Source organism: Streptomyces sp. NPDC091377, from assembly GCF_044757045.1.
Taxonomy (GTDB): Bacteria; Actinomycetota; Actinomycetes; order Streptomycetales; family Streptomycetaceae; genus Streptomyces.
Map to the genome: position 1 here is coordinate 54800 of NZ_JBIVUE010000015.1, position 26308 is coordinate 81107.

The following is a 26308-nucleotide window of genomic DNA, read 5'->3' on the forward strand; positions in this document are numbered from 1 at the left end:
ATCAGGGGCCGCATAGGCTCGGCGCATGTCGCTCAAGAGCCTCGCACTGATCGAGAACTGGCCGGTCCCGCACGCCGCGGCGGGTGTCGTACGGGCCGACGGCACGGTCCTGGGGGTGCGCGGGCCGGTCGGCCGGTCCTTCCCGCTGGCGTCGGTGACCAAGCCGATCGCCGCGTACGCCGTGCTCGTGGCGTACGAGGAGGGGGCCGTCGAGCTGGACGAGCCGGCGGGGCCGGACGGGGCGACCGTACGGCATCTGCTGGCGCACACCTCGGGGCTCGCGTTCGACGAGCACCGGGTGACCGCCCGGCCCGGTGAGCGGCGGCTGTACTCCAACGCCGGGTTCGAGCAGCTCGGCGAGCATGTGGCCGCGGCGGCGGAGATGCCGTTCGCGGAGTATGTGCGCCAGGCCGTGCTGGAGCCGCTCGGCATGACGTCCACGGTCCTCGACGGCTCACCCGCGAAGGACGGGGTCTCGACGGTCGAGGATCTGCTGCGGTTCGCGGCGGAGGTGCAGACGCCCCGGCTGCTGGACCCGCGGACGGTCGCGGAGGCGATGACCGTGCAGTTCCCGGGGACGAAGGGGGTGCTTCCCGGGTACGGGGCGCAGAACCCGAACGACTGGGGGCTGGGCTTCGAGATCCGGGACGCGAAGAGCCCGCACTGGACGGGGGCGCTGTCCTCGCCCCGTACGTTCGGTCATTTCGGGCAGTCCGGTACGTTCTTGTGGATCGATCCGGCTGCCGGGCTGGCCTGTGCCGCGCTGACGGACCGGGTGTTCGGGCCCTGGGCGATCGAGGCGTGGCCGCCGTTCACGGACGCGGTGCTGAGCGACGTACGGGGCTGATCCCCGGCCCCGTGGGCCCGGGAGGGCCCGGCGCTCGGACCCGGCCGCTCAGTCGGCCGTGGAGAGTCCGGAGGGCAGCCGGTCGGCGAAGCCGAGCAGCAGTGCCCGGGTGCGTGGGCTCATTCGTTTCTGCAGCCAGTGGGCGGCCCGGCGGGGCAGGGCGAGTTGGAGCGCCATGCCGAGTCGGGCGCGGGCGGGCATCGCGGTGACGATCTCCAGGGGGTTGAAGTACTCGTGGAACTCGGCGATCCGTCCCTCGTGCATCCGGACGTAGGCGACATAGCGGTTGCCGTAGGGCTTGCCGAGCACCGAGCCGCGGGAGCGGTAGGTGGCGAAGAAGATCTCGGGGTCGAGGGTGGGGTGCACCCGTCCGTCGTACAGCTCCAGGTGGTCGATGCACCGGCCGAGTTCCTCGGCCGCCCGCACCACCCGTGACCGGCCCCGCAGCACGGCCGGGAAGCCCGGTGGGGCGAAGGGGAATTCCTGGGTGGCGTCCTCGGAATACAGGGAGCGGACGCTGATGGGGTTGAAGGGGTCCGAGGCATTGACGTAGTCATAGAGCAGATCGTCGGCCAGGGCCGAGGTCGGTGTCATCACAACTCCACGAAGAGGATGGACGGCCTTTGGCGCCGGGCACCATTCCTCCGCTGCCGACGCCCCCGAGGACAACGACACACCCGGGCGCCTGTCACGCGCACGAGGGCATATTCGCAAGCCAGTCGGGCCCTTTACCCGATGTGCCGGGGGAGGTCAAACGCCTGGTTCGCCTCGCTCTCTTCCCCATTCCCCGTCGCCGCCGTGTGTGCGGGCCTTCTCTGATTCACTCGATGGGAGACTCCCTCTCCTTCCACCGTACGACTTTCGGGGGACCCGGTCCCCTTCGACGCAACCGGGTCATCCACTTCTGCATCACCGCAGCCCGTACCCGCGCGCACTCCGGCGGACGCGCCGACGGGATCAGCCGCCTGTTCGGACGGGCGGCGACCCTCTCAAGATCCCCTAGGGTGAGCGCGGAGAGTGAGTAAAGGTTCCGCCTCTTCGGAACGGACCGTGAGCCGCGCGGTTGATGTGAGGAAAGGTCATGTACGTTCCCGTACTGTCTGATATGCCGCCACTTCCCGTGTTGCAGGCCGGCGCGGCTCGTTTCATCTCCCCCAGAGGGCCCCGGCTGCTGGAGCGTACCGGGCCTTTCAGCGCGGACGGTTGGGAACCCCGGCTCTCTCATGACGTACTGCCTTTCCGGCGGGTGGTGCATGGCGATGTTGGTCCCCATATCCGGGTGTCGAACATGCGCGGCGACCAATGGGAAGGAATTTCCTTCTCCACCCAGGACTATCTCGGGCTGTCCCGCGACCCCTCGGTCCGTGACGCCGTGAACGAGGCGCTGCACCGCTTCGGTCCGCACGCCGGGAGTTCCCCGATACTGGCCGGCGCGACGCCGCTGTCGGAGCAACTCGAAGCGGTGCTGTCCGAACTCACCGGCATGGAACACGTCGTGCTCTTCCCCACCGGCTGGGCCGCGGGGTTCGGTGCCATCACCGGTCTGGTCCGCCAGCGCGACCATGTGGTGCTGGACGAACGCGCCCATTCCTGTCTCTACACCGGCGCCCGCGCGGCCACCACGCAGGTGAACACGGCACTCCATCTGGACCCCGGTTCCGTCCGGGAACGCCTTGTGGAAATCCGCCGCCATGACGGCGACAACGCGATTCTGGTGGTCACCGAGGGGCTTTTCTCCATGGACGCCGACTCCCCGAGGCTGGCGGAACTCCAGGATCTCTGCCATGAGTTCGACGCGGCTCTCCTGGTGGATGTCGCCCATGATCTGGGGGCGCTCGGGCCCGGGGGGACCGGGCAGGCGGGAATGCAGGGGATGCGGGGGCGGCTCGATCTCGTCATGGGGTCGTTCAGCAAATGCTTCGCGACCAACGGCGGATTCGTCGCCACCCGGTCGCGTCATGTCGCCCAATATCTGCGCATGTTCACCAGCTCGCATTTCTTCTCGTCGGCCCTCTCCCCGCTCCAGGCCGCCGCCGCGCTGCAATGCGCGCGGGTGATCAGATCGGCGGAGGGCGAACGCAGAAGGCGGCAGCTCGGGAAAGTGTCGGAACGGCTGCGGACGGCGTTGACCGGGCGGGGGCGCCGGGTGCACGGGGCGTGTTCCCCCATCGTGCCGGTGGAATGCGGAACCCAGGAGGTGGGCCGGCTCGCCTGCCGTCTCGCGGAATCCAGGGGACTGGTCCTCGCCCTGGTGGAATTCCCCGCCGTGGCCCGGGGAACGGCCCGTTTCCGCATGCAGCTGATGTACGACCACGACGCGTCCGACCTGGAGTTGGCGGCGGCCGTTCTGGATGATTCCCTCAGCCAGGCGGAGAAGGTGATCGGGGCACTGGACGAAACGGTCGGACCGGGAAGGTGAAGAATCCGGGGCGGCCGGGGGAACCGGGCCGGGCGATGCGGAAATTCCGGGGAGCCGGGAGAAACCGGTCGGCATCCCGGGCATTTGTCGGAGCGAGGCGGAGGTAGTCATGAGCACGGTGCTCGTGCTGGGCGGATACGGCGTCATCGGCAGCCATGTGACCGAGCGGCTGCGGCGGGGCGGGGACCGGGTGATCGTGGCCGGGCGGGACGGCGCGCGCGCCGGGCGCACGGTGGATCTGGCGGAGCGCGGACTGTGGTCGTACCGGGCCGCGCTCAGCGGGGTCGACACCGTCGTCAACACCTCCGGCGCGGAGGATCCCCGGCTGGCCGAGATCGCGGGACGGCACGGGGCCGCGTTCCTCGACCTGACCTCCAACCCGTCCTACATCGCCGCGCTGGAGCGGGCCGACACCGCCCGCCCGGTCCTGGTCAGCGTCGGACTCGCCCCCGGGCTCACCAATCTGCTGGCCGCCGCCGTGCACGAGGCCGAGCCGGGGCCGGTGGACCTCGGCATCCTGCTCGGGGCCGGGGAACAGTACGGGTACGCGGCCAAGGACTGGCTGTACGGGCTGTTCGGCACCGACTTCCACGCCGGTGGCGAGCGGATCCGCAACTTCACCCGGCCCGAGGTGTTCCATGTGCCCGGTCACGGCCGACGGCGGCTGTACCGCCTCGACCTGTCCGACCAGCATGTCCTCAGCGGGGACCTGGGGACGCCGGTACGCACGTACCTCGGGATGAGCAGCCGGCTGGTCACCGCTCTGTTCGCCACGCTGACCCGCCTGCCCGGCGGCTCCCGGCTGCCCCGCCGCATCGGGCTGCGCGGCAGCGAGCACTGGGCCGTCCTCGCGCGCGGCCGACGCGGGGCCGCGCGCCTGGCGTACGGCGAGAACCACTCCCACGGCACGGCGGTGGTCACCGCCGCGGCGGTCCGCGCCGCGGGCCAACTCCCGCCCGGCACCCACCATCTCCACCGGGTCCTCCGCCTGGACGACCTGCCCACCGGCCAGGGCATCACCCTCACCGACCCGACGACCGGCGGCGACCGGGGAACCGCCCTGAGCGTCGGCCCCGCAAGCGGCCCGGAAGCCCCCGGCCACCCGGCACCCCGGCACCTGGGCGGCTGACCCGTGCCCACCCCGGACCACCACCACGAGCCACCACCCCGGGACGGGCCGATCCCGCACGGGTGGGGCGGGGCCCGGATGCCGGGTCGTGGGTCGCGGTCGGGTCGCGGAGCGGCGCCGCGGGTGGGCGGCGCCCGTCTCCTGGGGCGGGGGCGTGCGGGCCGTAGGCCATGGTCGGGGCGCGGGGCGGCGCCCGTGGGTCGGTCCCGGCCGCCCGCCCCGCGGCACCCACGTCCGGCGCGCGCTTCAGCCGTGCGGTGGGGGGTCGTGCCTGTCGATCTGTCCTTTCTCTGGAGCCGAGCATGATCGCCGAGACTCTCACCGTCGAACCGCCCGCCTGTGCCGATCTGGTCGGCCGGGCCGTCGGGCTGCATGAGCTGATCCGTGGCGGCGCGTCCCGCAGCGACGCCGAACGGCGGGTGCCGGACGAGGTCGTGGCCGCCCTCACCGGCGCCGGGCTGTGCCGGCTGGGCACCCCGCGGCGGTACGGCGGGTACGAGGCGCCGCTCGGCACCTGGCTGGAGGTCTGCTCGGCGGTCGCCGAGGCGGACGGGTCGGCGGGCTGGCTGTCCACCCTGTTCAACGCCGGCGCCTACATCGTCGCGCTCTTCCCCGAACAGGCCCAGCGGGAGGTGTTCGGGAGCGACCCGGACACCCTGGTCTGCGGGGTGATCGCGCCGACCTCGCGCAGCCGCAGGACGGACGGCGGCTGGCGGGTCACCGGCCGCTGGTACTACGCCTCCGGCTCGCTGCACGCCCGGTGGGCCGTGCTGGGCACCCCCGTCACCGACGCGGCCGGGGAGAGCGTCGACCAGGGCGTGGTCCTCGTCCCGCGCGATCAGCTCGCCCTGGAGGACACCTGGTTCACCACCGGCATGCGGGGCAGCGGCAGCAACTGCCTGATCGCCCAGGACGTGTTCGTGCCCGCGCACCGGATGGCGTCGGTGTCCCGGGCGCTGGAGGGCGCCGCCGCCGACGCCTCCGGGCACGGCGACAGCGCGCTGTACCGCTCCAACGTCGGCTCCGTGCTCTGTCTGGTGCTCACCGCTCCCCTGCTCGGTCTGGGCCGGGCCGCGCTGGGGCTGGTGCGGGAGCAGGCCGCCACCAAGTCGGTCCCGTACAGCCGTTACACCCGGCAGGCCGACTCGACCGCCTTCCAGCTCCAGCTCGCCGAGGCCGCGCTCCGTATCGACACCGCCCATCTGCACGCCCGGCGGGCCGCCGAGGACGTCGACCGCGCGGGCGCCGAGGGCCGCCCCCTCGCCCCGTTCCTGCGGGCCCGGGTCCGCGCCGACACCGGCTACGCCGCCGAGAACACCACCCGCGCCCTGGACCTCCTCATGTCCGCCCACGGCGCGGCCGGCTTCGCCGAGTCCAGCGCGCTGCAACGCATCTGGCGGGACGCGGGGCTCGCCGCACGGCACGGCAGCGTGTCCGGGGCCGTCGGCTACGAGGCGTTCGGCCAGGTCCTCGCCGGGCTCGAACAGAACGTGACCCCGATGATCTGACGGCGTGAAGGAGGAGTCCCTGTGACCACCGCCCTGGTCACCGGCGCGAGTTACGGCATCGGCGCCGATCTGGCCCGTGCCCTGGCGGCGCGCGGCCACGATCTGGTGCTCGTGGCCCGCAGCGCCGGTCTGCTCGACGCGCTGGCCGCGCGGCTGCGCCGGCAGCACGGCGTCAAGGTGCGGGTGCTGCGCGCCGACCTGTGCGAGCCGGACGCCCTGGAGGAGGTGGCGGGCGCGGCGCGCGGGGTGGACATCGTGGTGAACAACGCCGGTACCGCGCCGCGCGAGGCGTACGACGCCACCGGCTGGCCGGACGAGGGGCGGCTGCTCACCCTGCATGTCACCGTGCCCTCCCGGCTGATCCACGCCGCCCTGCCCGCGATGCTCGACCGGGGGCAGGGCCGCATCCTGACCGTGTCGTCGGTGGCGGCGCTCGGCCCGGCGTGGGGGCAGGGCACGACGTACGGGGCGACGAAGGCGTACCAGTTGGCGCTGACCGAGTCGCTGGCGTACGCGTCCCGGGTGCGGGCCTCGCCGGTCGCGCTGACGGCGCTGGTCCTCGGGCACACGGCCTCGCGGCTGCACGAGGTGGCCGGGATCCCGCTGCCGCCGAAGTGGCTGACGCTGCCGTCGTCCTTCGTGGCCGAGCGGGCGGTCGCGGTGATCCACCGCCGCCGCCCGCCGGTCGTGTGTGTGCCGGGTGTGCGGTACAAGGTGCTCGCGCCGCTGCTGCGGCATCTGCCGCACCGGCTGCTGACGCTGCCGCGCCTGGCGGACGACTTCACCCGCTAGACGGGCTCGCCCGCTGGACCGGCTCACCCGCTAGACGGCTCGCCCGCTGGACCGGCTCACCCGCTAGACGGGCTCGCCCGCCGGGGCGGTGTCGGTCACCTCCAGGGTGAGCAGGTTGCGCAGGTCGATCGCGGCCCGCCGGGTCAGCCGGCCGGTGGCGCGCAGGCCGGGCAGCCGGGCGGGCAGGGTCTGGAAGAGGATCCGCGCCTCAAGCCGGGCCAGATGGGCGCCGACGCAGTTGTGCGGGCCGCCGCCGAAGGACAGATTGCGGACGGCTGCGGCTCCCCGGCCGATGTCGAAGCGCTCGGGGGCGGGGAACTGGGCGGGGTCGCGGTTGGCGGCGCCGACGGCGACCAGCACCGTCGCGCCCTCGGCCAGATCCGTGTCGCCGAGCCGGACGGCCGTGGTGGGGTACCGGACGGTGAACTGCACGGGTGAGTCGTAGCGGAGCATCTCCTCCACGGCGTCCGTGGCGAGGGCCGGGTCGGCGGCGAGGCGCCGGTACTGCCCGGGGTGGTCGAGCAGTGCCAGCATGCCGTTGCCGAGCAGCCCGGAGGTGGTCTCGTAGCCGGCGCAGAACAGGAAGACGAGGCTGTCGACCACTTCGCGCGAGGAGAGGTCGCAGGTGAGCAGGGCGGAGGGGATGTCGTCGCGGGGCCGGTCGCGGCGGGCCCGGACGATCTCCTCGAAGCAGCCGGTCAGGGCGGCGTAGGCGCTGTCGCCGGCCGCGATCAGCTCGGGGTTCTTGAACGGTTCGGTGAGCTTGGTGACGGTCTCGACGTCATGGCAGACGTCGAGCAGGTCACCGGGGCCGACGCCGAGCAGCGCGCCGATGACCTCGGCGGGCACGGCGAAGCCCACGGTCCGCTGGAAGTCGGCGACCCCGTGCTCGGCGAGTTCCCGGGCGAGCCGGTCGACGGCACCGGTGACGATCCGTTCGACCATGTTCTCCAGGAGGGCGGTGCGGCGCGGGGTGAAGAACCGTACGGCGGCCTTGCGCAGCCGGGTGTGCTCGGGCGGATTGACCATCAGCACGGAGGCGTTGAGCGCCGCCAGGGCGGGGCTGCCGCGCCAGCCGGGGATGTCCCGGTCGTGGTCGGCGGGGAGCGCCACCCGGAAGGTGGGGTCGGTCAGGGCCTCCAGTGCCTCGGTGAACCCGGTGACCAGGTGGAGTCCGAAGGCGGGGACAGGGGCGACACGGGCGTGGGCGCGGGCCACGCGGGCGTAGGCGTACGGGTCCGTGAGTCCCTCTTCGGAGAAGAACCAGGTCTCCAGGGCGGTGCCGACAACGGCCTCGTGGGTATCGGTCGTCATACCCTGACACAACGGGACGACCCATCAGGACGGCACGGTCGTTCATGCGTCCCGGGCGCGGTCCCGCGGTGCTACGTCATCTCCCAGACCAGCACCTCGGCCGGTGTCACCCCGACCGTCTCCACGCCGCGCGGACCGGTGAGCCGGGCCGAGTCGCCGGGGCCGAGGGTGACCTCCGTCAGCCGGGCCTCGCCGTGGACGACATGGACGTACACATGCCCGGCGTCGGGGATGGCGGTGCGCTCGCCCGCGGCCAGCCGGCGCACGTGCAGCATGGCGCCCGCCTCGGGGACCGCGTACGGGGTGGCGTCGGCGATGCCGCGGACGATCTCGTACGACGGGTCGCCGCCGGGGTCGAGCGGGGCGAGCCACATCTGGACGAAGGTCAGGGGGCGGTCCCCCGCGTTGCGTTCCACGTGCCGTACGCCCGAGGCGGCGCTGAGGCGCTGGACGTCCCCGGCGCGGACGACGGTCTCGTGGCCGGTGGAGTCGCGGTGGGTGAGTTCGCCCTCGGCGACCCACGTGACGATCTCGGTGTGGCGGTGCGGGTGCTCGCCGAAACCGGCGCCGGGCGCGAGCCGCTCCTCGTTGCAGGCGATCAGCGCGCCGAAGCGGAGGTTGTCCGGGTCGTAGTGCGGGCCGAAGGAGAGAGCGTGCCGGGACACGATGCCGGCCTCCGGTTCACCGCCGGGATAGCGGTCCGCGGCCCGCCGTACGTCCATCACGTGCGTCACGTCGACCACCGTAGTGCGCGCCCGGCGGTTCGCCCCGCGCAGACCCGCGTAAAACTCCCGTAAGGCTCATGGCGGCCCCGTGCGGACCCGGCGGCGCGCGGGGGCGTTCCGATAAGGCAGTCTTGTGCCGTGCCCGAACCCGAAACCCGCAGCGCCGACGTGCCCACGCCCCCCGTCCATCAGCACGCCGCGACCCTCAAGCGGCTGGAGCAGTCCTCCGGGAGCCTCGCCGCCCAGGCCATCGCGCGCATGGACGAGACGCTGCCCTGGTACCGGGCGATGCCACCGGAGAACCGTTCGTGGATCGGGCTGGTGGCACAGGCCGGTATCGCCGCGTTCACCGAGTGGTTCCGGCGTCCGGACGCGCCGCAGGCGATCTCCACGGATGTGTTCGGGACGGCGCCGCGCGAGCTGACCCGGGCGATCACGCTGCGGCAGACGGTGGAGATGGTGCGGACCACCATCGAGGTGATGGAGTCCGCGATCGACGAGGTGGCCGCCCCCGGCGACGAGAGCGTGCTGCGGGAGGCGCTGCTGGTCTACGCGCGCGAGATCGCGTTCGCGACCGCGCAGGTCTACGCCCAGGCCGCCGAGGCACGCGGCGCCTGGGACGCCCGCCTGGAGTCGCTCGTGGTGAACGCGGTGCTGAGCGGGGAGGCCGACGAGGGTGCCGTGTCCCGGGCCGCCGCGCTGGGCTGGAACTCTCCGGAGCATGTGTGCGTGGTGCTGGGGACCGCCCCGGACGGAGACTCCGAGCTGACCGTCGAGGCGATCCGGCGGGCCGCCCGGCACGCCAAGCTCCAGGTGCTCACAGGGGTGCTCGGGGACCGTCTGGTGGTCATCGCGGGCGGCAGCGACAATCCGCTCGCGGTCGCGAAGTCGCTGATCGGACCGTACGCGGCGGGGCCCGTGGTGGCCGGGCCCGTGGTGCCCGACCTGCTGGCCGCGACCCGGTCCGCACAGGCCGCCGCGGCGGGGCTGAAGGCGTGTTCGGCCTGGCAGGACGCGCCGCGGCCGGTGCTGGCGGACGATCTGCTGCCGGAGCGCGCGATGGCCGGGGATCCCAGTGCCCGCGAGCAGCTGGTGGAGGAGATCTACAGACCGCTGGAGGAGGCGGGGTCGGCGCTGCTGGAGACGCTCTCCGTCTATCTGGAACAGGCGAGCAGTCTCGAAGGCGCGGCACGCATGCTGTTCGTCCATCCCAACACCGTGCGCTACCGGCTCCGACGTGTGACTGACGTCACCGGATGGTCACCCTCGGATGTACGATCGGCGTTCACTCTGCGGATCGCGCTGATCCTGGGGCGTCTGGCCGACGGGGATCTCCAGCTCTAGTGTTTTGTTGAGTCTCCATAAAACACCCCCCCTTTCTTCGTCCCTGTCCCCACGGGCGGCTTGGACCGTCCCCAAGAGAGAGTGTGAGAGTGCTCGTACTCGTCGCTCCCGGCCAGGGCGCCCAGACGCCCGGCTTCCTGACCCCCTGGCTCGAACTGCCCGGTGCCTCCGACCGTGTCGCCGCCTGGTCGGACGCCATCGGTCTCGACCTCGCCCACTACGGCACCAAGGCCGACGCGGACGAGATCCGGGACACCGCGGTCGCCCAGCCGCTGCTGGTCGCCGCCGGGCTGCTGTCCGCCGCGGCCCTCGGGGACCTCTCCGGTGCCGGTGGCGGGACCGACGCCGCTTCCGCTCTCGCGGGGATCGCGCCCGGCGCGGTCGCCGGGCACAGCGTCGGCGAGATCACCGCCGCCGCCTTCGCCGGTGTCCTGGACGAGACCGCCGCGCTGCGTCTCGTACGGGGCCGCGGGCTGGCGATGGCCGACGCCGCCGCGATCACGCGGACCGGGATGTCGGCGCTGCTCGGCGGCGACCCCGAGGTGTCCGTCGCGCACCTGGAGAAGCTGGGCCTGACCCCGGCCAATGTCAACGGCGCCGGGCAGATCGTGGCCGCCGGCACCCTGGAGCAGCTCGCCGCCCTCGCGGAGGACAAGCCCGAGGGGGTCCGCAAGGTGATCCCGCTCAAGGTGGCGGGCGCCTTCCACACCGTGCACATGGCCCCGGCCGTGGAGGCGCTGGCCGAGGCCGCGGCCGACCTCTCCCCCGCCGACCCGGCCCTCACCTATGTCTCCAACAAGGACGGGCAGACCGTCACCACCGGCGCCGAGGTGCTGGAGCGGCTGGTCGGCCAGGTCGCCAACCCGGTCCGCTGGGACCTGTGCATGGAGACCTTCAAGACGCTGGGCGTCACCGCGCTGATAGAGGTGTGCCCCGGTGGCACCCTCACCGGTCTGGCCAAGCGGGCGCTTCCCGGCGTCCGGACGCTCGCCCTGAAGACCCCCGACCATCTCGACGCCGCTCGACAGCTCATCGCGGAGACGTCCCCCTCTGCCGCCGACGCGGCGGGCGCCTGAAAGGAGCCCTCCGGGCCATGTCGAAGATCAAGCCAAGCAAGGGCGCCCCGTACGCACGCATCCTCGGGGTGGGCGGCTACCGTCCGGTCCGGGTGGTGCCCAACGAGGTGATCCTGGAGAAGATCGACTCCTCGGACGAATGGATCCGCTCCCGCTCCGGCATCGAGACCCGGCACTGGGCGAACGACGAGGAGACCGTCGCCGCCATGTCGATCGAGGCGTCCGGCAAGGCCATCGCGGACGCGGGGATCACCGCCCGGCAGATCGGCGCGGTCGTCGTGTCGACCGTCACCCACTTCAAGCAGACCCCGGCCGTGGCCACCGAGATCGCCGACAAGCTCGGCACCGACAAGGCCGCCGCCTTCGACATCTCGGCGGGCTGTGCGGGCTTCGGCTACGGACTGACCCTCGCCAAGGGCATGATCGTCGAGGGTTCGGCGGAGTACGTCCTGGTCATCGGCGTGGAGCGGCTGAGCGATCTGACCGACCTGGAGGACCGGGCGACGGCCTTCCTGTTCGGGGACGGCGCCGGCGCGGTCGTGGTCGGACCGGCGAAGGAACCCGCGATCGGCCCCACCGTGTGGGGTTCCGAGGGCGACAAGTCCGACACCATCAAGCAGACCGTGCCGTGGGACGAGTTCCAGGGCGGAATCGCGTCCGAGCTGCCGCTGGACAGCGAGGGCAAGGTGAAGTTCCCGGCCATCACGCAGGAGGGCCAGGCGGTCTTCCGCTGGGCCGTCTTCGAGATGGCGAAGGTCGCCCAGCAGGCGCTGGACGCGGCCGGGGTCAGCCCCGCCGAACTGGACGTCTTCATCCCGCACCAGGCCAATGAGCGGATCATCGACTCGATGGTCAAGACCCTCAAACTGCCGGAGACGGTCACGGTCGCCCGTGATGTCCGCACCACCGGCAACACCTCGGCCGCCTCGATCCCGCTCGCGATGGAGCGGCTCCTGGCGACCGGCGAGGCGAAGAGCGGCGACACCGCGCTCGTCATCGGATTCGGGGCGGGTCTCGTGTACGCCGCCACGGTCGTTACCCTCCCCTAGGCACTCCGTGCCCGATCATGACGGTCGGGATGACGGAGCGCACCGCCACACCCTCTGAGAAAACAAGAAGGAGCGCCAAGATGGCCGCCACTCAGAAAGAGATCGTCGCCGGTCTCGCGGAGATCGTGAACGAGATCGCCGGGATCCCGGTTGAGGACGTCCAGCTGGACAAGTCCTTCACCGATGACCTCGACGTCGACTCGCTGTCCATGGTCGAGGTCGTCGTCGCCGCCGAGGAGCGGTTCGAGGTCAAGATCCCCGACGACGACGTCAAGAACCTCAAGACCGTCGGCGACGCGACCGAGTACATCCTCAAGAACCAGTCCTGAGGCTTCCGGGCCGGTACGTCCGGCCCGCCCCGCCACCCGGCGGTGGCGCCGCTGATCCCTCGAATCCGTTGGAGAAAGAGTTCCCGTGAGCCCGACCAATCGCACCGTGGTCGTCACCGGTATCGGCGCAACCACACCGCTGGGTGGCGACGTAGCCTCTACCTGGGAAGGGCTGGTCGCCGGACGCTCCGGCGTCAAGGCCCTGGAGAACGACTGGGCCGCCGAGCAGGCGGTCCGGATCGCCGCGACGATCGCCGTCGAGCCGACCGAGATCATTCCCCGGCCGCAGGCCCGCCGTCTCGACCGCTCGGCGCAGTTCGCGCTGATCGCGGCCCGTGAGGCGTGGGCCGACGCCGGTTACACGGCGAAGGCCGGCGAGGACACCGCCGTCGACCCCGACCGGCTCGGTGCGGTGATCGCCTCCGGCATCGGCGGTGTGACGACCCTGCTCGACCAGTACGACGTACTGAAGGAGAAGGGCGTCCGCCGGGTCTCCCCGCACACCGTGCCGATGCTGATGCCGAACAGCCCGTCGGCCAACGTCGGTCTCGTCGTCGGTGCCCGCGCGGGGGTGCACACACCCGTCTCCGCGTGCGCCTCGGGCGCCGAGGCCATCGGCTACGCCATCGAGATGATCCGCTCCGGTCGGGCGGACGTCGTGATCGCGGGCGGTACGGAGGCGGCGATCCATCCGCTGCCGATCGCCGCGTTCGGCAACATGATGGCGATGTCCAAGAACAACGACGACCCGCAGGGCGCGTCGCGGCCCTACGACGTCGCCCGCGACGGCTTCGTGCTCGGCGAGGGCGCCGGTGTGATCGTCCTGGAGTCCGCCGAGCACGCCGAGAGCCGTGGGGCGCGGGTGTACGCCGAGGCGGTCGGGCAGGGCATCTCCGCCGACAGCCACGACATCGTGCAGCCCGAGCCGGAGGGGCGGGGGATCTCCCACGCCCTGCAGAACCTGCTGGAGCGCACGGATCTGGACCCGTCGGAGATCGTGCATGTGAACGCGCACGCGACGTCGACGCCGGCCGGTGACGTGGCCGAGCTGAAGGCGCTGCGGAAGGTGTTCGGGGACGAGGTGGACCACTTCGCGGTGTCCGCGACCAAGTCCATGACCGGGCATCTGCTGGGTGGCGCCGGTGGGGTCGAGACCGTCGCGACGGTGCTGGCGCTGTACCACCGGATCGCTCCGCCGACGATCAATGTGGAGAACATCGACCCTGAGGCCGAGGCCAGTGCGGATGTGGTTCGGGGCGAGGCGCGGAAGCTGCCGGTCGAGGGGCGGATCGCCGCGTTGAACAACTCGTTCGGGTTCGGGGGGCACAACGTGGTGCTGGCGTTCCGTACGGTGTGAGCTGCGCCGCTTGTGTGTGATGGCTCGGGTCCCCTGGGGCTCGGGCCGTCGGCGTTCGGTGACACGACCGAGCCCCACCGCTCCGGAGAATGGGAAGCGGCGGGGCTCGGGGCGGCGCGGTCCTACAGCTCAGCAGAGCGAGCCAGGGCCACCAAGCCGGCGAATGCGTGGGCGGACAGGTTCAGTACGGGGCCGCTGGGGTTCTTGCTGTCCCGGAGAGGGACGACACCGGAACTGGTAGCAGTGTCGGGAGCCCATTCAAGGCAAGCCCCGCCGTTGTCAACGCTGTATGAGGACTTGACCCATCGCAGCGGGGGAGAGTTGGTCACGGTCATCACAGAGTGCCCTTTCGTAGCTGCTTGATCATGGCCACGGTATCGGCCTGGGATGCTGCTTCGGTCTGTAGTTGATGGTAGGCCCTCACCAGCGGCAGTACTGAGGTCAGCTCCCGGTCTAAGTGGCCGTGCGTCTGCGACTCCACATACGACATCACAGAGCGATCGGGCATGGTCAGCAAGTAGACCAGTCGCCGGAACGGCTTTCGCTCCGCCATCGAGAACGGAGCAATCTGGAGCGCGGTACTTGATTGACTGGCGAACTCGACCAACCGTGCCAACTGGGCATCCATGACGGACGGTCCGCCGATGGGGTTGCGGATGCAGCTTTCATCCAGTACGGCGAAGATCAGCGGCGGGGACGGTCGGACGAGTGCCGCTTGCTGCTCTATCAGGAAGTCGACCCGCTCTGCGGCCTGTTCCGGTGTGATCTCGCCTCGCTGTACCGCGCTGTCTGCCAGAACGCGCGTGTATTCCTGTGTCTGGAGTAGCCCGGGGATGATTCCCGCTTCGAACAGCCGAATCTCTGCCGCACGGCTCTGAAAGCCTGCGTACTCCGGGTACCCCTCCAACAAGCTTCCGTGCTGCATCTCGTGCCACCGGCGTTCGAATGTGGCATCGGTACCTACCAGTCCCAAGGCGGAGTCGGCAGCTTTCGCGAAGCGCAAGGAAGGTGACTTGCGCGTAGTTTCAACGCCCGAAATATGCCCGCTGGATACGCCCATGCGCTCGGACAAGTCCTCTTGTGTCCAGCCCCGTGCCTCGCGTGAGCTGCGTAGACGCGCCCCAAACGCCGCTTGCGGCGAGGCGTCCGGATTCAGCTCTTTGCGGTTCACTATCCATCCCCCAACTGATCTGTCCTTAGAGCCACGTTGATTGAGTTCCGACTCTGGGCCACCCTGAAACCCCCGGTAGCGGCATGGTTACGGAGAGGAGTGGCCCATGTCCGATGAGAACGTTCCCACAGAAGACCAGCGGCCCCAACTCGACCTAGGTCAACTGGTGTTCGACACCCGCAGGGACACGCTCGGGGTGGTCATGGACACCGGTGGAACCTGGGGGGATGGCCGCTACTCGCTCCGTCCGCCCCGGGGCGGTATCGAGTGGCACGCCTCGCGGTCGGATGTCCGTCCGGCGACCGTGGCGGACCGGCTTCGGCCCGCCCTTGCCGAGGTCAACGAACGTAGTAGCGGGGGCGCCCCGTGAGCATCGTGGGGGGGGTGACGACGTGACCGCGCCACACGCCTACTGGGCGGAGATCACCGCCGAGGGATCCGTCTACGGGCGGTGCCAGAACGTGTGCGTGACGCTGGGGCGCTTCAGGTCCCCGTTCGTTCATCAAACCGGCCCTCGGATGGGCGGCCAAGCGTGCGCTGCACATCGCCGAACAGCTCGACCCCGCCCCCGTACCAGCAGTTGCGCGGCGGGGACCCGTGGGCCCTGATCGTCGCCGACCACAGCGGGATCTACTCGTTCACCGTCTGGCCGGTGAACACCCGCACGGCCCCGCACCCGCCGCTCCCGACCCTACGGGGACGGCACCGGAAGCGGTTGGCCGAGCTGGTGCACGCCCCGCCCTGAGACCGGTCCCACCCCCATCAGCAACCGCCCCGCGAAGCAGCGCGACACCCGCTGCGGAGAATCTCGCGAGGGCGGCAGGGGCGACGCTGCACATGGCCTCGCCCCCGGCCCCGGTCAGCCCCACCCCATCCAGGGCGACCGGGGCCGACCCCCGGAGACACCATGACCTTCACCTCTCTCGTCACCGACCGCCCCGGGCCGCCCGACCCCGCCCGATGTGCATGGTGCCGAGCCCTGCAAGCACACCTGCACGACCGAGCGGCAGCGGGCGACATGCAAGCCGTCGCCCGCACCAGGGACCTCCGCACGCTGCACGAGAACCAGGCACACGAAGGGACACCGGCGCGTCGCCCGGTCGCCGGCACCCCCTGAGACCCCGCCCCCTGCCCTGACCGAATCGCTTCCCCACGTGAACGGCAGGGGGCGGGCACAACGCCCGACCGGAAGCGCGTTTCCATCCCGCTCGGCGTAGGCGACTGCACCCGGCCCCCGAGGACGTACGTGTGTGCGCCGACTCGCGCCCCTTACACGACCTGGTGGAGCCAGCGGACGGGGGCTCCTTCTCCTGCGTGGCGGAAGGGTTCCAGTTCGTCGTCCCAGGGCTTGCCCAGGAGTTTGGCGATCTCGGCCTGGAGGTCGGTCTCGTCGCGCAGGCTGCGGGCCAGGGCGGCGCGCAGCCGGTCCTCGGGGATCAGGATGTCGCCGTGGATGCCGGTGACGGCGTGGAAGATGCCCAGGTCGGGGGTGCAGCTGTAGCGCTCGCCCTCGGCGGTGGCGCAGGGCTCGGCGGTCACCTCGAAGCGCAGCATCTGCCAGCCGCGCAGGGCGGAGGCGAGTTTGGAGGCGGTGCCGACCTGGCCCTGCCAGGAGAACTCGGAGCGCCAGGTGCCGGGAGCGGCGGGCTGCCGGATCCAGTCGAGGCTGACGCGGGTGCCCAGCACTCCGGCGACGGCCCACTCGACGTGCGGGCACAGCGCGCGCGGAGCGGAGTGCACGTACAGAACTCCACGTGTCGTCACCGGGACCTCCGGGCAGAGCGGGACAATATGTGCGACGGGCTGAGCTGCGGCGGCGTAAAGCCACGTTGATGGCGAGGCTACCGTGCGTCGGCGCAAGGAGGGTGACGTACCGTCGGTCCTGGTGCCGGGAAACCTCCGCCATTCACCCGGCAGGACGCCTGTACGGACGTACGGCGTTCCGTGTCAGGCAACGGGAGCTCTCGCGCGTTCTTATGGAGTGGGGGACCATGAACGGGCGAGGAAGGGCTGGGATGGGCCAGGGCATGCGGCGGCGTTCACTGACCGTGCTGGCCGTCCTGACGGTGGCTGCCGTCGGGGTGACCGGGTGTGACGCCGTGGGAGGGGACTCGCCGCCGGGCGAGGAGAAGAAGGCGCAGCCGGCGCCGCGTCCGACACCGGTGTGGGACCGCAGCCCGGATTCGGTGGCGGCGGTCGGGGACTCGATCACCCGTGGTTTCGACGCCTGTACGGTCCTGTCGGACTGTCCCGAGGTGTCGTGGGCGACCGGGACCAGTCCGGAGGTGGCGAGTCTGGCGCTGCGGCTGCTGGGCGGTGACCGGGCCGTGTCGCACAGTTGGAACTATGCGAAGACGGGCGCCCGGATGGCCGATCTGCCGGGGCAGATGGCCCAGGCGGCGACCCGGCTCCCCGAGTTGGTCACGGTCCTGGCGGGGGCCAACGACGCCTGCCGGGAGTCGCCGGAGTCGATGACCCCGGTGGCGGACTTCCGGGACGACTTCGAGGACGCGGTGGCCACGCTGCGGCGGGCCGCGCCCAAGGCGCAGCTGTATGTGTCGAGCGTGCCGGATCTGAAGCGGCTGTGGTCCGAGGGGCGGACCAATCCGCTGGGCAAGCAGGTGTGGAAGCTAGGGATCTGCCCGTCGATGCTGGCCGACGCGGATGTGGTGGACGCGGCGGCGACCGCGCGGCGGGAGTCGGTGCAGCAGCGGGTCGAGGACTACAACGGCGTGCTGCGGGAGGTGTGCGAGGCGGACGAGCGGTGCCGGTTCGACGACGGCGCGGTGTACGAGTACCGCTTCGGCACGGATCAGTTGAGTCACTGGGACTGGTTCCACCCCAGCAAGAACGGTCAGGCGCGGCTCGCGGAGATCGCCTACGAGGCGGTCACCGCGAAGGAGGGCTGAGGGCGGGAGGCGCCGGCCCGGTCCGGGTGTCAGGTGCCGGACCGGGGCGGCGCCGGGACGAATCGTCCGTGATCAGACAGTAGTGGTCGCGGTGATCGCGCGGTCGGTGATCGAACGTCCGGCCTGGATCTCGTACGAACCCTTCACAAACGACCAGGAGTCGGCCGTCTCGTCCCAGATCTCGAAGGCGCGGCGGGGCAGTTCGAGCACCGCCTCGGCGCACTCGCCGGGTTCCGCCTCCACCTGGGCGAAGGCGGCCAGGGTCCGGGCGGGGCGTTCGGGGCCGGGTCCGGTGGGGGCGAGGTAGAGCTGGACGGTCTCGCGGCCGGGGCGGTCGCCGGTGTTGCGGACGCGGACGGTCACCTCGGTGCCGTGGACCTCGATCGACTCGTAGGCCCAGGTGGTGTAGCCGAGGCCGTGGCCGAAGGGGTAGGCGGGGGTGCGGCCCGCGCGTTCCCAGGCGCGGTAGCCGATGAAGACGCCCTCGGTGTAGGACAGCGCGCCGGCCACGGGGGTGACCTGGGTGACGGGGGCGTCGGCGAGGGTGCCCCAGGTGGTGGGGAGGCGTCCGCCGGGTTCCTGGGCGCCGGTCAGTACGTCGGCGAGGGCGGCGCCGCCCTCCTGGCCGGGGAACCAGGTCAGCAGGATCGCGGCCACCTCGTCCCGCCAGGGCAGTTCGACCGGGGAGCCCGCGTTGACCACGACGACGGTGCGGGGGTTGGCGGCGGCGACCGCGCGGACCAGGTCGTCCTGGCGGCCGGGGAGGGCGAGGTCGGTGCGGTCGAAGCCCTCGGACTCGACGCGGTCGGTGGTGGCGACCACGACGACGGCGGTGTCGGCGGCGCGGGCGGCCTCCACGGCCTCGGCGATCAGCGCGTCGGGGTCGCGGCGCGGGGCCTGGTGGGTGAGGGCGAAGGTGATGACCTTCATCGGGACGTCCTGGGGCAGTGACACGAGGTGGGTGAGGGAGACCTCGACCGGCTCGCCCGCCGTGAGGGTGACCTCGGCGCGCGGGACGGGGGCGCCGAAGAACGCGTCGAAGGGGTCGGCGGCCTCGGAGCGCTGGTCGCCGTCGAAGTGGGTGGTGCCGCCGACGGTGAGGGTGAAGGCGCCCATGCCCCGGATGCCGAGGAGGTGCGGGCCGGACTCGCGGGGGGTGAAGGTGCCGGTGAGTTCCACGGTGTGGAGGCGGTCGTGGGTGACGCCCTCGGGGAGGTCGGAGCCCATCCACTGGAGGTGGCCGCCGGGGACCGGGCCGCCGCCGAGGAGTTCGCCGTCGGCGGCGCGGCACTCCACGCGGAGGTCGAAGCCCGGGCCGGCGGCGCCCATCTCGGTGGTGGGGTCGGCGCCGACGGCGTAGGTGAGGGTGCCGTCGGGGAGGGCGGCGGTGAGGCCGTCCAGCGGGGAGACGGTCCGGGCGGGGAAGACGGTGGCGGAGCCGCCGCCGAGGATCCGGGCGTCGCGGGCGGCGGCGCCGAGCAGGGCGACGGTGCCGCCGGGCTTCAGCGGGAGCGCCTCGGCTCCGTCGGGGGCCTCGTTGCGCAGGAGGACGAAGGAGCGGCGGGCGATCTCGCGGGCCAGGGCCTCCCCGTCGACCGGGGCGGGCAGGTCGGTGACGGCGGGTTCGGCGCCCTTGAGGATGCCGACGCGGGCGGCGAGCCGCAGGACGTTGCGGACGGCCGTGTCGACGGCGGCCTCGGGTACGGCGCCCTCGCGCACGGCCCGGGCGAGGGGGGCGCCGTAGACGGTCTTCGGGCCGGGCATGGCGACATCGAGGCCGCCGGTGAGGTCGGCGACGGTGTCGCGGGCGGCCATCCAGTCGGAGACGTTGAAGCCGTCGAAGCCCCATTCGCCGCGCAGCACCTCGTTGACCAGGTGGTGGTGTGCGGTCATGGTCGGGCCGTTGACGGAGTTGTAGGCGGTCATGATGCCCCAGGGGTGGGCGTCGGTCACGATCGCCTCGAAGGGGGCCAGATACAGCTCGCGCAGGGCCCGTTCGCCCACCAGGTTGTTCACGGTGAAGCGGTCGGTCTCGGCGTCGTTGGCGACGAAGTGCTTGACGGTGGTGGCGACGCCGCCGGACTGGACGCCCCGGACGTAGCCGGTGCCGATCCGGCCGGCGAGGCGGGGGTCCTCGCTGTACGCCTCGAAGTGACGGCCGCCGAGCGGGGAGCGGTGCAGGTTGACGGTGGGGGCGAGCAGGACGTGCACCCCTTTGCGGCGGGCCTCCTGGGCGAGGAGGGTGCCCGCGCGGTGGGCGAGGTCGGGGTCCCAGGTGGCGGCGAGGGCGGTCGGGGAGGGCAGGGCGACGGACGGGTCGTCGGCGCTCCAGCGCACCCCGCGGACGCCGATCGGGCCGTCCGACATGACCAGGGAGTCCAGGCCGATCTCCGGCAGCGCGGGCAGGGTCCACATGTCCTGTCCGGACAGCAGCCGCGCCTTGGCGTCGAGGTCGAGCCGGGCGAGGGCCGCCTCCACGGCCGCCTCGCGGGCCTGGTCGGCCGGGGTGGGCTGGGCTTCCGGGGTCGCGGCCATGGGGCGCCTCCTGGTGGGGTGCGGTTCGGTCTCACCATCGTGCATCGACTCCCTGTGAAGCGGTAGGTTTCGTTATCTTGACGTTACAATCGAAGGGGGTTCCGATCATGGGCATGCCCTACGGTGAGGTCATGAGCGCGAGGGTGAGGAGCGAGGAGCGGCGGGCGGAGCTGGTCCGGGCCGCCCTGGAGGTGATCGCCGAGCGCGGCTACCGGGGCGCGAGCCTGGCCGCCGTCGCCGAGCGGGTCGGACTGACCCAGCAGGGGCTGCTGCACTACTTCCCGACCAAGGACGCGCTGCTGGTGGCCGTGCTCCAGGAGCGGGACCAGTGGGACGCGGTGCCGGCGACCCGGTGGCGGGTGGAACTGCTGGCGGCGCTGGTCGAGTACAACGTGATGCGGCCCGGCATCGTCCAGACCTTCTCCGCGCTGCTCGGCGAGAGCGTCACCGAGGACCATCCGGCCCGCGCCTACTTCACCGAACGCTATGCGCGGGTGCGGGAGAACTTCGCGGACGTGCTGCGCACCGAGTACGGCGAGCGGCTCCCCAACGGCCTCACCCCCGAGCGGGCGGCGCCGCTGCTGGTGGCGGTGATGGACGGGCTCCAGTACCAGTGGCTGCTGGACCCGGAGTCGGTGGACATGCCGGGGGCGTTCCGGGACTTCCTGAGCCTGCTGGGCGAGACGGACGGCGGGGCCGCGGACCCGGACCCGGCCGGCTGAACCCGGGCCCGGCGAGCTGAACCCGGGCCCGGCGGGCGGCTGAACGCGGGCCCGGCCGCCCCGGCCGCGGGCGGGACCGGGCCGCGACCGCGCCGCGACCGCGCCGCGACCGGTGCATGTCACCTCCGTCACGCCCTATGGCGCCCGTCACTCCTGTCACGCGATACTGCGGCGTCCCGGTGTGTCCTCGCACCCCACTGCGACGGAAGGATCCGAAGTTCCGTGACCTCTCTCCGTGTTCGCGTCGGTATTCTCGGTCTCGCGCTCTGTGCCTCGCTGACCTCGTTCTCCGCACCCGCCACCGCCCGCTCCGGCTCGGCCGCGCCACCGACCGTCGAGGAGGAGCGGCTGGACCGGGCGGTGCCGCAGGAGATCCTCAGGCGCTCCGGGTTCGACACGGTGGCCCCGGGATTCGCCCGGCAACTGGAACGGGCCCGCTCCTACGCGCAGGCCGCCAGGATCGTCGTACGCGAAGGGTCCGCCCTGTGGGAGCGGGCCGTGGAGCGGGCGCAGGGGCGTGGTCCGGCCGGCGGGGACCTCAGCCGGGACGACGACCGGCCGCTGTACTGGGCGCGGCTCGGGATGACCCGGGAAGTACGCGGCTGGGAGCCGGAGTTCGCGCTCGACGGCGACCGGCGGGCGGCGCTGCTCGCGCTGCTGGAACGCAGTTCGCGGGGCCAGGACGACATCGGCCACCCCCGGGGCAAGGGCGTCAAGCGGGTGCTGCTGACCGGCTTCGACCCGTTCACGCTGGACCGGGACATCAGGATCTCCAACCCGTCCGGGGCGACGGCGCTGGCCCTGGACGGCACCGTGATCCGGACCCCCGACGGGCCGGTGCGGGTGGAGACGGCCATGTTCCCGGTGCGGTGGGGGGACTTCGCCGACGGGATGGTGGAGCGGACGCTGCGACCGCAGTTGCCGAAGGTCGACCTGTTCACCACCGTCAGCCAGGGGCGCGTCGGACGGTTCGACATCGAGCGGACCAACGGGGCCTGGCGCGGCGGCACCGGCGACAACCTCAACACCGGTACGCCCGGACCGGTCCCGGTCGCCGACCCCGCCTCGCAGCCGCAGTGGACGTCCACGACCCTGCCGTACGACAAGATCGTGGCCGCGGGCACCGGGCGCTTCCCCGTCTACGACAACACCTCGGTGACGGAGATACCGGCGGGCGGGACCGCGCCGGTGATCCGGCCGGAGGGGCCCACACCGGGGTCGGTCGCGCGGTCCGGGGGCGGCGGGAACTACCTCTCCAACGAGATCGCCTACCGGGCGACGCTGCTGCGGGACCGGCTCGGGCTCGGCTCGCTGCCGGGCGGCCATGTGCACACACCGGTGCTGGAGTTCGGGGCCGGGAACACCACCGAGGTGACCGACCCCGTGTTCGTCCGCAACCGGCTGGACATCATCGCGCAGGTCAGGGCGATGGTGGCGGTTGCGGCAGGTGAGGTGCGGCGCTGACGGAGACGTCGCCCGCCGCGCCGGCGCCGCTCTCGGTGCGCTCGGTGGTCTCGGTGCGTTCGTCGCGCTCCTTGGTCTCCTCCCCCAGCAGGTCCCGCGCCATCAGCGTCGCCCCCGCCACCGCGCCCGGCATCAGGAACACCGCCACGAACGGGACCAGGAAGGCCAGGCCCAGGGGGGTGCCGAAGCCCCAGACCAGGCGCTTGCGGGAGCGCAGGAGGGCGAGGCGGGAGCGGAGTTCGACGCCGCGGCGCTGGAGGGCGACGGCCGCGAGTTCCTCGGTGAGGAAGAAGCCGGTGACGAAGAAGCCGACGACCGGGACGACGGTCTGCCCGACGACGGGGATGAAGCCGAGGGCGAAGAGGAGGATGCCCCACAGCAGCGCGCGGAACAGGATACGGAGGCTGTCGCGGGCCGAGATCCACAGTTCGCGGACGAGCGGCAGGCCGGACTCGGGGGCCGTGCCGTCGGGCGAGACGTCCCGGTCGACCTGCTCGGAGAGGTTCTCGTAGAAGGGCTGCCCGACCAGCAGGGTGACCGCGGTGAAGGTGAGGACCGCGAGCAGCAGGCTCAGGGCGAACAGGACGGCCGTCAGGAAGCCGCGGAAGAGGCCGCGCCAGGGGCCGGACCAGTCGTCGGCGAACGGGGTCGCCCAGCCGACGAAGTCCGTGCCCCACAGCACCAGCGCGCCCAGCGCCGCCAGATAGAGCACCAGGGTCACCAGACCCGGGATCAGCCCGAAGCCGTAACTCCTGCCGTGCCGGGCCATCCAGCGCTGGCCCTTGAGTAGATAGCCGAAACCCGCCCCAAGATCGTGCATGCGCAAACCCTACCCGGGGCTGTCGGGCGGGCCGGGGGCCGAGCGGGCGTGGGACGGCTGTTGTCGCTGATCCGCAACACCCTCTTGTTGCGGCTGAGTCGAACAGGTAGACCTCGCCCTACCGATCTCAGGAAGACCGGAGGAGGTACCGCGTGCGCACCACCCGATGCACCCCAGCGAGAACCGTCCTGACCACCGCCCTCGCCCTCACCACCGCGGGCAGTCTGTTCCTGACCACCCCGGCCGGGGCCGCCGGCCCCGAACCCGTCACCCGGCAGGGCGCCGCCGTCGACGAACGGGCCGCGAGCGTCCCCGAGTCGCCCGCCCGGCAGGCCCTGACCGCGCCCGTCACCGATCTCACCGGCACCTCGCGCGGCTACCCCCGCGAGCAGCACCTCACCCCGGACCCGGTGAACCCCGACGACCGGTCCGTCAAGCTGGGGCTGATCCCGTACCACGGGATCGCCGGGAAGCTGAACTCCCTGCAACGGCTGGGCGACCGGGTCAGTGTGGAGGTCGCCGGGCGGTCGGCCGGCGGGCACCGGCTGTACCTGGTCACCGTCACGGCGCCCGAGTCGGCGCGCGAGACCCGGGCACAGGACCGGATGCGGCGGCTCATCGAGGACGCGCCCGCGTCGGCCGCCCAGGATCCCGCGCTGAAGGCGTCGTACAAGACCCCGGTCTTCCTCAACGGCAACATCCACGGCAACGAGTGGGAGGGCACGGACGCCGCGCTGCGGCTGATCGAGCGGCTCGCCACGGCGAAGGACGCGCGGACCGGGGAACTGCTCGCGCGCAGCCGGCTGTACTTCAACGTGACCGCCAATCCGGACGGACGGATCGCGGGGACCCGCGCGAACTCGGGCGGCTTCGACCTGAACCGGGACTTCGTCACCGCCTCGCAGCCCGAGACGCGCGCGATGCGGCAGATCATGCTCGACAAGCAGCCGGCCGTACTGCTCGACACCCACGGCTACGTCAACGGCACCCTGATCGAGCCGACGACCCCGCCGCACGGCGAGAACTACGAGTACGACCTCTTCCTCAAGCACACCTACGCCAACGCGCTCGGCATGGAGTCCGCGGTCAACGGGCTCGGCTACACCGCGCAGCGGGACGGGGTACGGCCCGCGCAGATCCCGTTCCGGGACCAGGAGGAGGGCTGGGACGACTGGCCGCCCGTCTTCACCCCGCAGTACGCGGCCTACCACGGGGCGGTGGCCGCGCACACGGTGGAGATACCGCTCCAGGTGAACAACAACGCCTACAACACTCTCCCGGTGGAGGAACTGCGGCGGCGGTCCGCGATCAACGTGGAGGTGGCGGGGGCCGCGCTGGACGCGACGCTGGAGTACGTCCGCACCCGGCGGGCCGCGCTGATCGCCGACCAGATCGAGGTGTTCCGGCGCGGGAGCGCGGGGGCCGCGCAGGTGCCGGTGTCGGAGCGGACCGTGCCCGGGGTGCCGGGGATCGGCCCGGAGGACGTCTACACGACGACGTTCCCGCGCGCGTACGTCATCCCGGCGGGCCGCGGTCAGCGCTCCGCGACCGCCGCCGCGCGACTGGTGGACCATCTGGTCGCCAACGACATCCGGGTGGAGCGCGCCCGGCACCCCGTGCGGCTCGGCGGCACGTCGTACCCGGCCGGTTCGTACGTCGTGGACATGCGGCAGCCCCGGCGCGGGCTGGCCAACGCGCTGCTCGCGGACGGTCGGGACATCAGCGCCAGGGTGTCCGCGATGTACGACATCTCCGGCTGGAGCCTGGGGCGGCTGTGGGGTACGACGGTGACGCCGGTGACCTCGCCGATCAGCACCGCGGGACTGCGCCCGGTGGACGGGGCGGCACCGGTCGCCGAGGTGCCCCGCCGCGGTGACCTGGCCCTGCGGCTGGACGATCCGCGCGAGGTCGCGGCCCTCAACGAGCTGCTGCGGCAGGGCGTCGCGGTACGGCAGGGGCGCGACGGCGGTGTGGTGGTGGTGCCGGGTGCGGCGCGGGAGAAGGCCCGGCAGGCGGCCCGGACGCACGACGTCGTCTTCCGGACGGCCCGGGAGCGCGGGAGCGGGGTGCTGCGGCCGGTGCGGGTGGCCGCCGCGGTGACCTCGGGTGAGCTGTTCGCGCTGCGCGAGATGGGCTTCGAGGTGACCCCGGTGTCGACGGCGGTCCTCAACGCCGGGTTCGACTGGTCGGGGGTGCAGGTGCTGTTCGCGTCGGCCGGGCTGGACCACGCCCGGCTGACCCCGGCGGCCCGGAGCGCGCTGGACGGGTTCCTCGCCGGGCACGGGCTGGTCGGACGGGGCGCTGCGGGGGCGGCGCTGAGTGCGGCGGCCGGGGCGCTGGACGTGACGGCGGTGGAGGGCAGCGAGGACGCCAACGGAGTGGTCCGCCTCGTCGGCTCCGGTCCGCTCGCCGCCGGTTCGGCGTCCTACGGATTCGTCTACGCGCCGGTGTGGTTCACCGACCTCGGCCCCGGAGTGCGGGTCGAGCGGTCCTACGGGACCGGCGCCCCGCTGGTCTCCGGGCACTGGCGGGCGGGTGAGGACGGCGGCGGCGGTCCCTCGGCGGCGGCCGGGCGGGCGGCGGTGGTCAGCGGCCCCGACGCGGTGCTCTTCGGCACGGAGCCCCTCTTCCGGGCCCATCCGAAGGGGGAGTTCGCCCAGGTGGGCCGGGCGCTGTTCGCGATGGCGGGGAGGTAGGGGCCGGCGGGTCCGGTGGCCGGCCGCCCGACCGGCGGGTCCGGTGGCCGGGCGCCCGCGCGAGGACCGCACCCCGGGGACGGGGTGCGGTCCTCGCCGTAC

The 26308-nt window shown here is 72.3% G+C and carries 24 protein-coding genes; 16 read left to right on the forward strand and 8 right to left on the reverse strand.

Features of this window, described 5'->3' with window-relative positions; genetic code table 11:
* Nucleotides 1–25: 25 nt before the first annotated feature.
* A complete protein-coding gene (locus tag ACIQNG_RS28285) occupies nt 26–847 on the forward strand; it encodes a serine hydrolase domain-containing protein (RefSeq protein ID WP_401488896.1) in 822 nt (273 codons plus the stop codon).
* A gap of 48 nt (nt 848–895) precedes the next feature.
* Here ACIQNG_RS28285 and ACIQNG_RS28290 read toward each other — a convergent pair whose 3' ends face one another.
* On the reverse strand, nt 896–1441 hold the full coding sequence (locus ACIQNG_RS28290; RefSeq protein WP_401438081.1) for a nuclear transport factor 2 family protein: 546 nt from the start codon (nt 1439–1441) through the stop codon (nt 896–898).
* 694 nt (nt 1442–2135) lie between these two features.
* Between ACIQNG_RS28290 and ACIQNG_RS28295 the strand changes: the two genes are divergently transcribed.
* The 4 genes from ACIQNG_RS28295 (at nt 2136) to ACIQNG_RS28310 (ending at nt 6695) form a co-directional block, all read left to right on the forward strand.
* Nucleotides 2136–3266, forward strand: a complete 1131-nt coding sequence (locus tag ACIQNG_RS28295; RefSeq protein WP_401438083.1) for an aminotransferase class I/II-fold pyridoxal phosphate-dependent enzyme — start codon at nt 2136–2138, stop codon at nt 3264–3266.
* A gap of 109 nt (nt 3267–3375) precedes the next feature.
* The gene (locus ACIQNG_RS28300) at nt 3376–4395 is read left to right on the forward strand and encodes an NAD-dependent epimerase/dehydratase family protein (RefSeq protein WP_401488898.1); all 1020 of its coding nucleotides are present in this window, start codon (nt 3376–3378) and stop codon (nt 4393–4395) included.
* A gap of 302 nt (nt 4396–4697) precedes the next feature.
* Entirely contained in the window at nt 4698–5903 is a 1206-nt protein-coding gene (locus ACIQNG_RS28305; protein ID WP_401488900.1) for an acyl-CoA dehydrogenase family protein, read from the forward strand.
* Nucleotides 5904–5924: 21 nt separating this feature from the next.
* Nucleotides 5925–6695 carry an SDR family NAD(P)-dependent oxidoreductase gene (locus ACIQNG_RS28310; protein WP_401488903.1) on the forward strand — a complete coding sequence of 257 codons (771 nt, stop codon included), beginning with the start codon at nt 5925–5927 and terminating at the stop codon, nt 6693–6695.
* Between the two features lie 63 nt (nt 6696–6758).
* On the opposite strand, the gene ACIQNG_RS28315 is transcribed toward ACIQNG_RS28310, so the two are convergent.
* Both ACIQNG_RS28315 and ACIQNG_RS28320 read right to left on the reverse strand, forming a co-directional pair.
* Entirely contained in the window at nt 6759–8009 is a 1251-nt protein-coding gene (locus ACIQNG_RS28315) for a cytochrome P450 (protein WP_401488904.1), read from the reverse strand.
* Nucleotides 8010–8080: 71 nt separating this feature from the next.
* Nucleotides 8081–8731, reverse strand: coding sequence for a pirin family protein (locus ACIQNG_RS28320; protein ID WP_401438313.1), 651 nt, complete (start codon nt 8729–8731; stop codon nt 8081–8083).
* Nucleotides 8732–8872: 141 nt separating this feature from the next.
* On the opposite strand from ACIQNG_RS28320, the gene fasR reads away from it, so the two are divergent.
* The 5 genes from fasR (at nt 8873) to ACIQNG_RS28345 (ending at nt 13889) form a co-directional block, all read left to right on the forward strand.
* Nucleotides 8873–10078 (forward strand): fatty acid biosynthesis transcriptional regulator FasR, encoded by a 1206-nt coding sequence (gene fasR / locus ACIQNG_RS28325; protein WP_401438096.1) that lies wholly within the window; start codon nt 8873–8875, stop codon nt 10076–10078.
* Between the two features lie 89 nt (nt 10079–10167).
* On the forward strand, nt 10168–11154 hold the full coding sequence (locus tag ACIQNG_RS28330) for an ACP S-malonyltransferase (RefSeq protein WP_401488906.1): 987 nt from the start codon (nt 10168–10170) through the stop codon (nt 11152–11154).
* A gap of 17 nt (nt 11155–11171) precedes the next feature.
* The gene (locus ACIQNG_RS28335; protein ID WP_401438102.1) at nt 11172–12203 is read left to right on the forward strand and encodes a ketoacyl-ACP synthase III; all 1032 of its coding nucleotides are present in this window, start codon (nt 11172–11174) and stop codon (nt 12201–12203) included.
* A gap of 80 nt (nt 12204–12283) precedes the next feature.
* Nucleotides 12284–12532, forward strand: a complete 249-nt coding sequence (locus ACIQNG_RS28340; protein ID WP_401438105.1) for an acyl carrier protein — start codon at nt 12284–12286, stop codon at nt 12530–12532.
* 85 nt (nt 12533–12617) lie between these two features.
* The gene (locus tag ACIQNG_RS28345; protein WP_401438107.1) at nt 12618–13889 is read left to right on the forward strand and encodes a beta-ketoacyl-[acyl-carrier-protein] synthase family protein; all 1272 of its coding nucleotides are present in this window, start codon (nt 12618–12620) and stop codon (nt 13887–13889) included.
* A gap of 122 nt (nt 13890–14011) precedes the next feature.
* On the opposite strand, the gene ACIQNG_RS28350 is transcribed toward ACIQNG_RS28345, so the two are convergent.
* Both ACIQNG_RS28350 and ACIQNG_RS28355 read right to left on the reverse strand, forming a co-directional pair.
* On the reverse strand, nt 14012–14224 hold the full coding sequence (locus ACIQNG_RS28350; RefSeq protein ID WP_401488909.1) for a DUF397 domain-containing protein: 213 nt from the start codon (nt 14222–14224) through the stop codon (nt 14012–14014).
* Nucleotides 14224–15060, reverse strand: coding sequence for a helix-turn-helix domain-containing protein (locus ACIQNG_RS28355; RefSeq protein ID WP_401488911.1), 837 nt, complete (start codon nt 15058–15060; stop codon nt 14224–14226). The genes ACIQNG_RS28350 and ACIQNG_RS28355 overlap by 1 nt, the downstream gene beginning before the upstream one ends.
* Before the next feature lie 106 nt (nt 15061–15166).
* On the opposite strand from ACIQNG_RS28355, the gene ACIQNG_RS28360 reads away from it, so the two are divergent.
* Nucleotides 15167–15430: a hypothetical protein gene (locus tag ACIQNG_RS28360; RefSeq protein WP_401488914.1), complete on the forward strand. Its 264-nt coding sequence runs from the start codon at nt 15167–15169 to the stop codon at nt 15428–15430.
* A gap of 162 nt (nt 15431–15592) precedes the next feature.
* Entirely contained in the window at nt 15593–15805 is a 213-nt protein-coding gene (locus ACIQNG_RS28365) for a hypothetical protein (protein ID WP_401488916.1), read from the forward strand.
* Nucleotides 15806–16329: 524 nt separating this feature from the next.
* Here the strand turns inward: ACIQNG_RS28365 and ACIQNG_RS28370 are convergent.
* Nucleotides 16330–16824 carry a DUF3145 domain-containing protein gene (locus tag ACIQNG_RS28370; RefSeq protein ID WP_401438118.1) on the reverse strand — a complete coding sequence of 165 codons (495 nt, stop codon included), beginning with the start codon at nt 16822–16824 and terminating at the stop codon, nt 16330–16332.
* A gap of 227 nt (nt 16825–17051) precedes the next feature.
* Here ACIQNG_RS28370 and ACIQNG_RS28375 point away from each other — a divergent pair, with 227 nt between their 5' ends.
* Nucleotides 17052–17969 (forward strand): SGNH/GDSL hydrolase family protein, encoded by a 918-nt coding sequence (locus tag ACIQNG_RS28375; protein ID WP_401488918.1) that lies wholly within the window; start codon nt 17052–17054, stop codon nt 17967–17969.
* Nucleotides 17970–18041: 72 nt separating this feature from the next.
* Here ACIQNG_RS28375 and ACIQNG_RS28380 read toward each other — a convergent pair whose 3' ends face one another.
* A complete protein-coding gene (locus ACIQNG_RS28380; RefSeq protein ID WP_401488919.1) occupies nt 18042–20504 on the reverse strand; it encodes a beta-glucosidase in 2463 nt (820 codons plus the stop codon).
* A gap of 113 nt (nt 20505–20617) precedes the next feature.
* On the opposite strand from ACIQNG_RS28380, the gene ACIQNG_RS28385 reads away from it, so the two are divergent.
* Nucleotides 20618–21226: a TetR/AcrR family transcriptional regulator gene (locus ACIQNG_RS28385; protein WP_401438126.1), complete on the forward strand. Its 609-nt coding sequence runs from the start codon at nt 20618–20620 to the stop codon at nt 21224–21226.
* Between the two features lie 222 nt (nt 21227–21448).
* Entirely contained in the window at nt 21449–22690 is a 1242-nt protein-coding gene (locus tag ACIQNG_RS28390; RefSeq protein ID WP_401488922.1) for a pyroglutamyl peptidase, read from the forward strand.
* Here ACIQNG_RS28390 and ACIQNG_RS28395 read toward each other — a convergent pair.
* Complete coding sequence (locus ACIQNG_RS28395; protein ID WP_401488924.1) at nt 22647–23510, reverse strand: EI24 domain-containing protein; 864 nt, start codon at nt 23508–23510, stop codon at nt 22647–22649. The genes ACIQNG_RS28390 and ACIQNG_RS28395 overlap by 44 nt on opposite strands.
* Before the next feature lie 152 nt (nt 23511–23662).
* On the opposite strand from ACIQNG_RS28395, the gene ACIQNG_RS28400 reads away from it, so the two are divergent.
* Complete coding sequence (locus ACIQNG_RS28400) at nt 23663–26206, forward strand: M14 family zinc carboxypeptidase (RefSeq protein ID WP_401488927.1); 2544 nt, start codon at nt 23663–23665, stop codon at nt 26204–26206.
* The last annotated feature ends 102 nt before the right edge of the window (nt 26207–26308 follow it).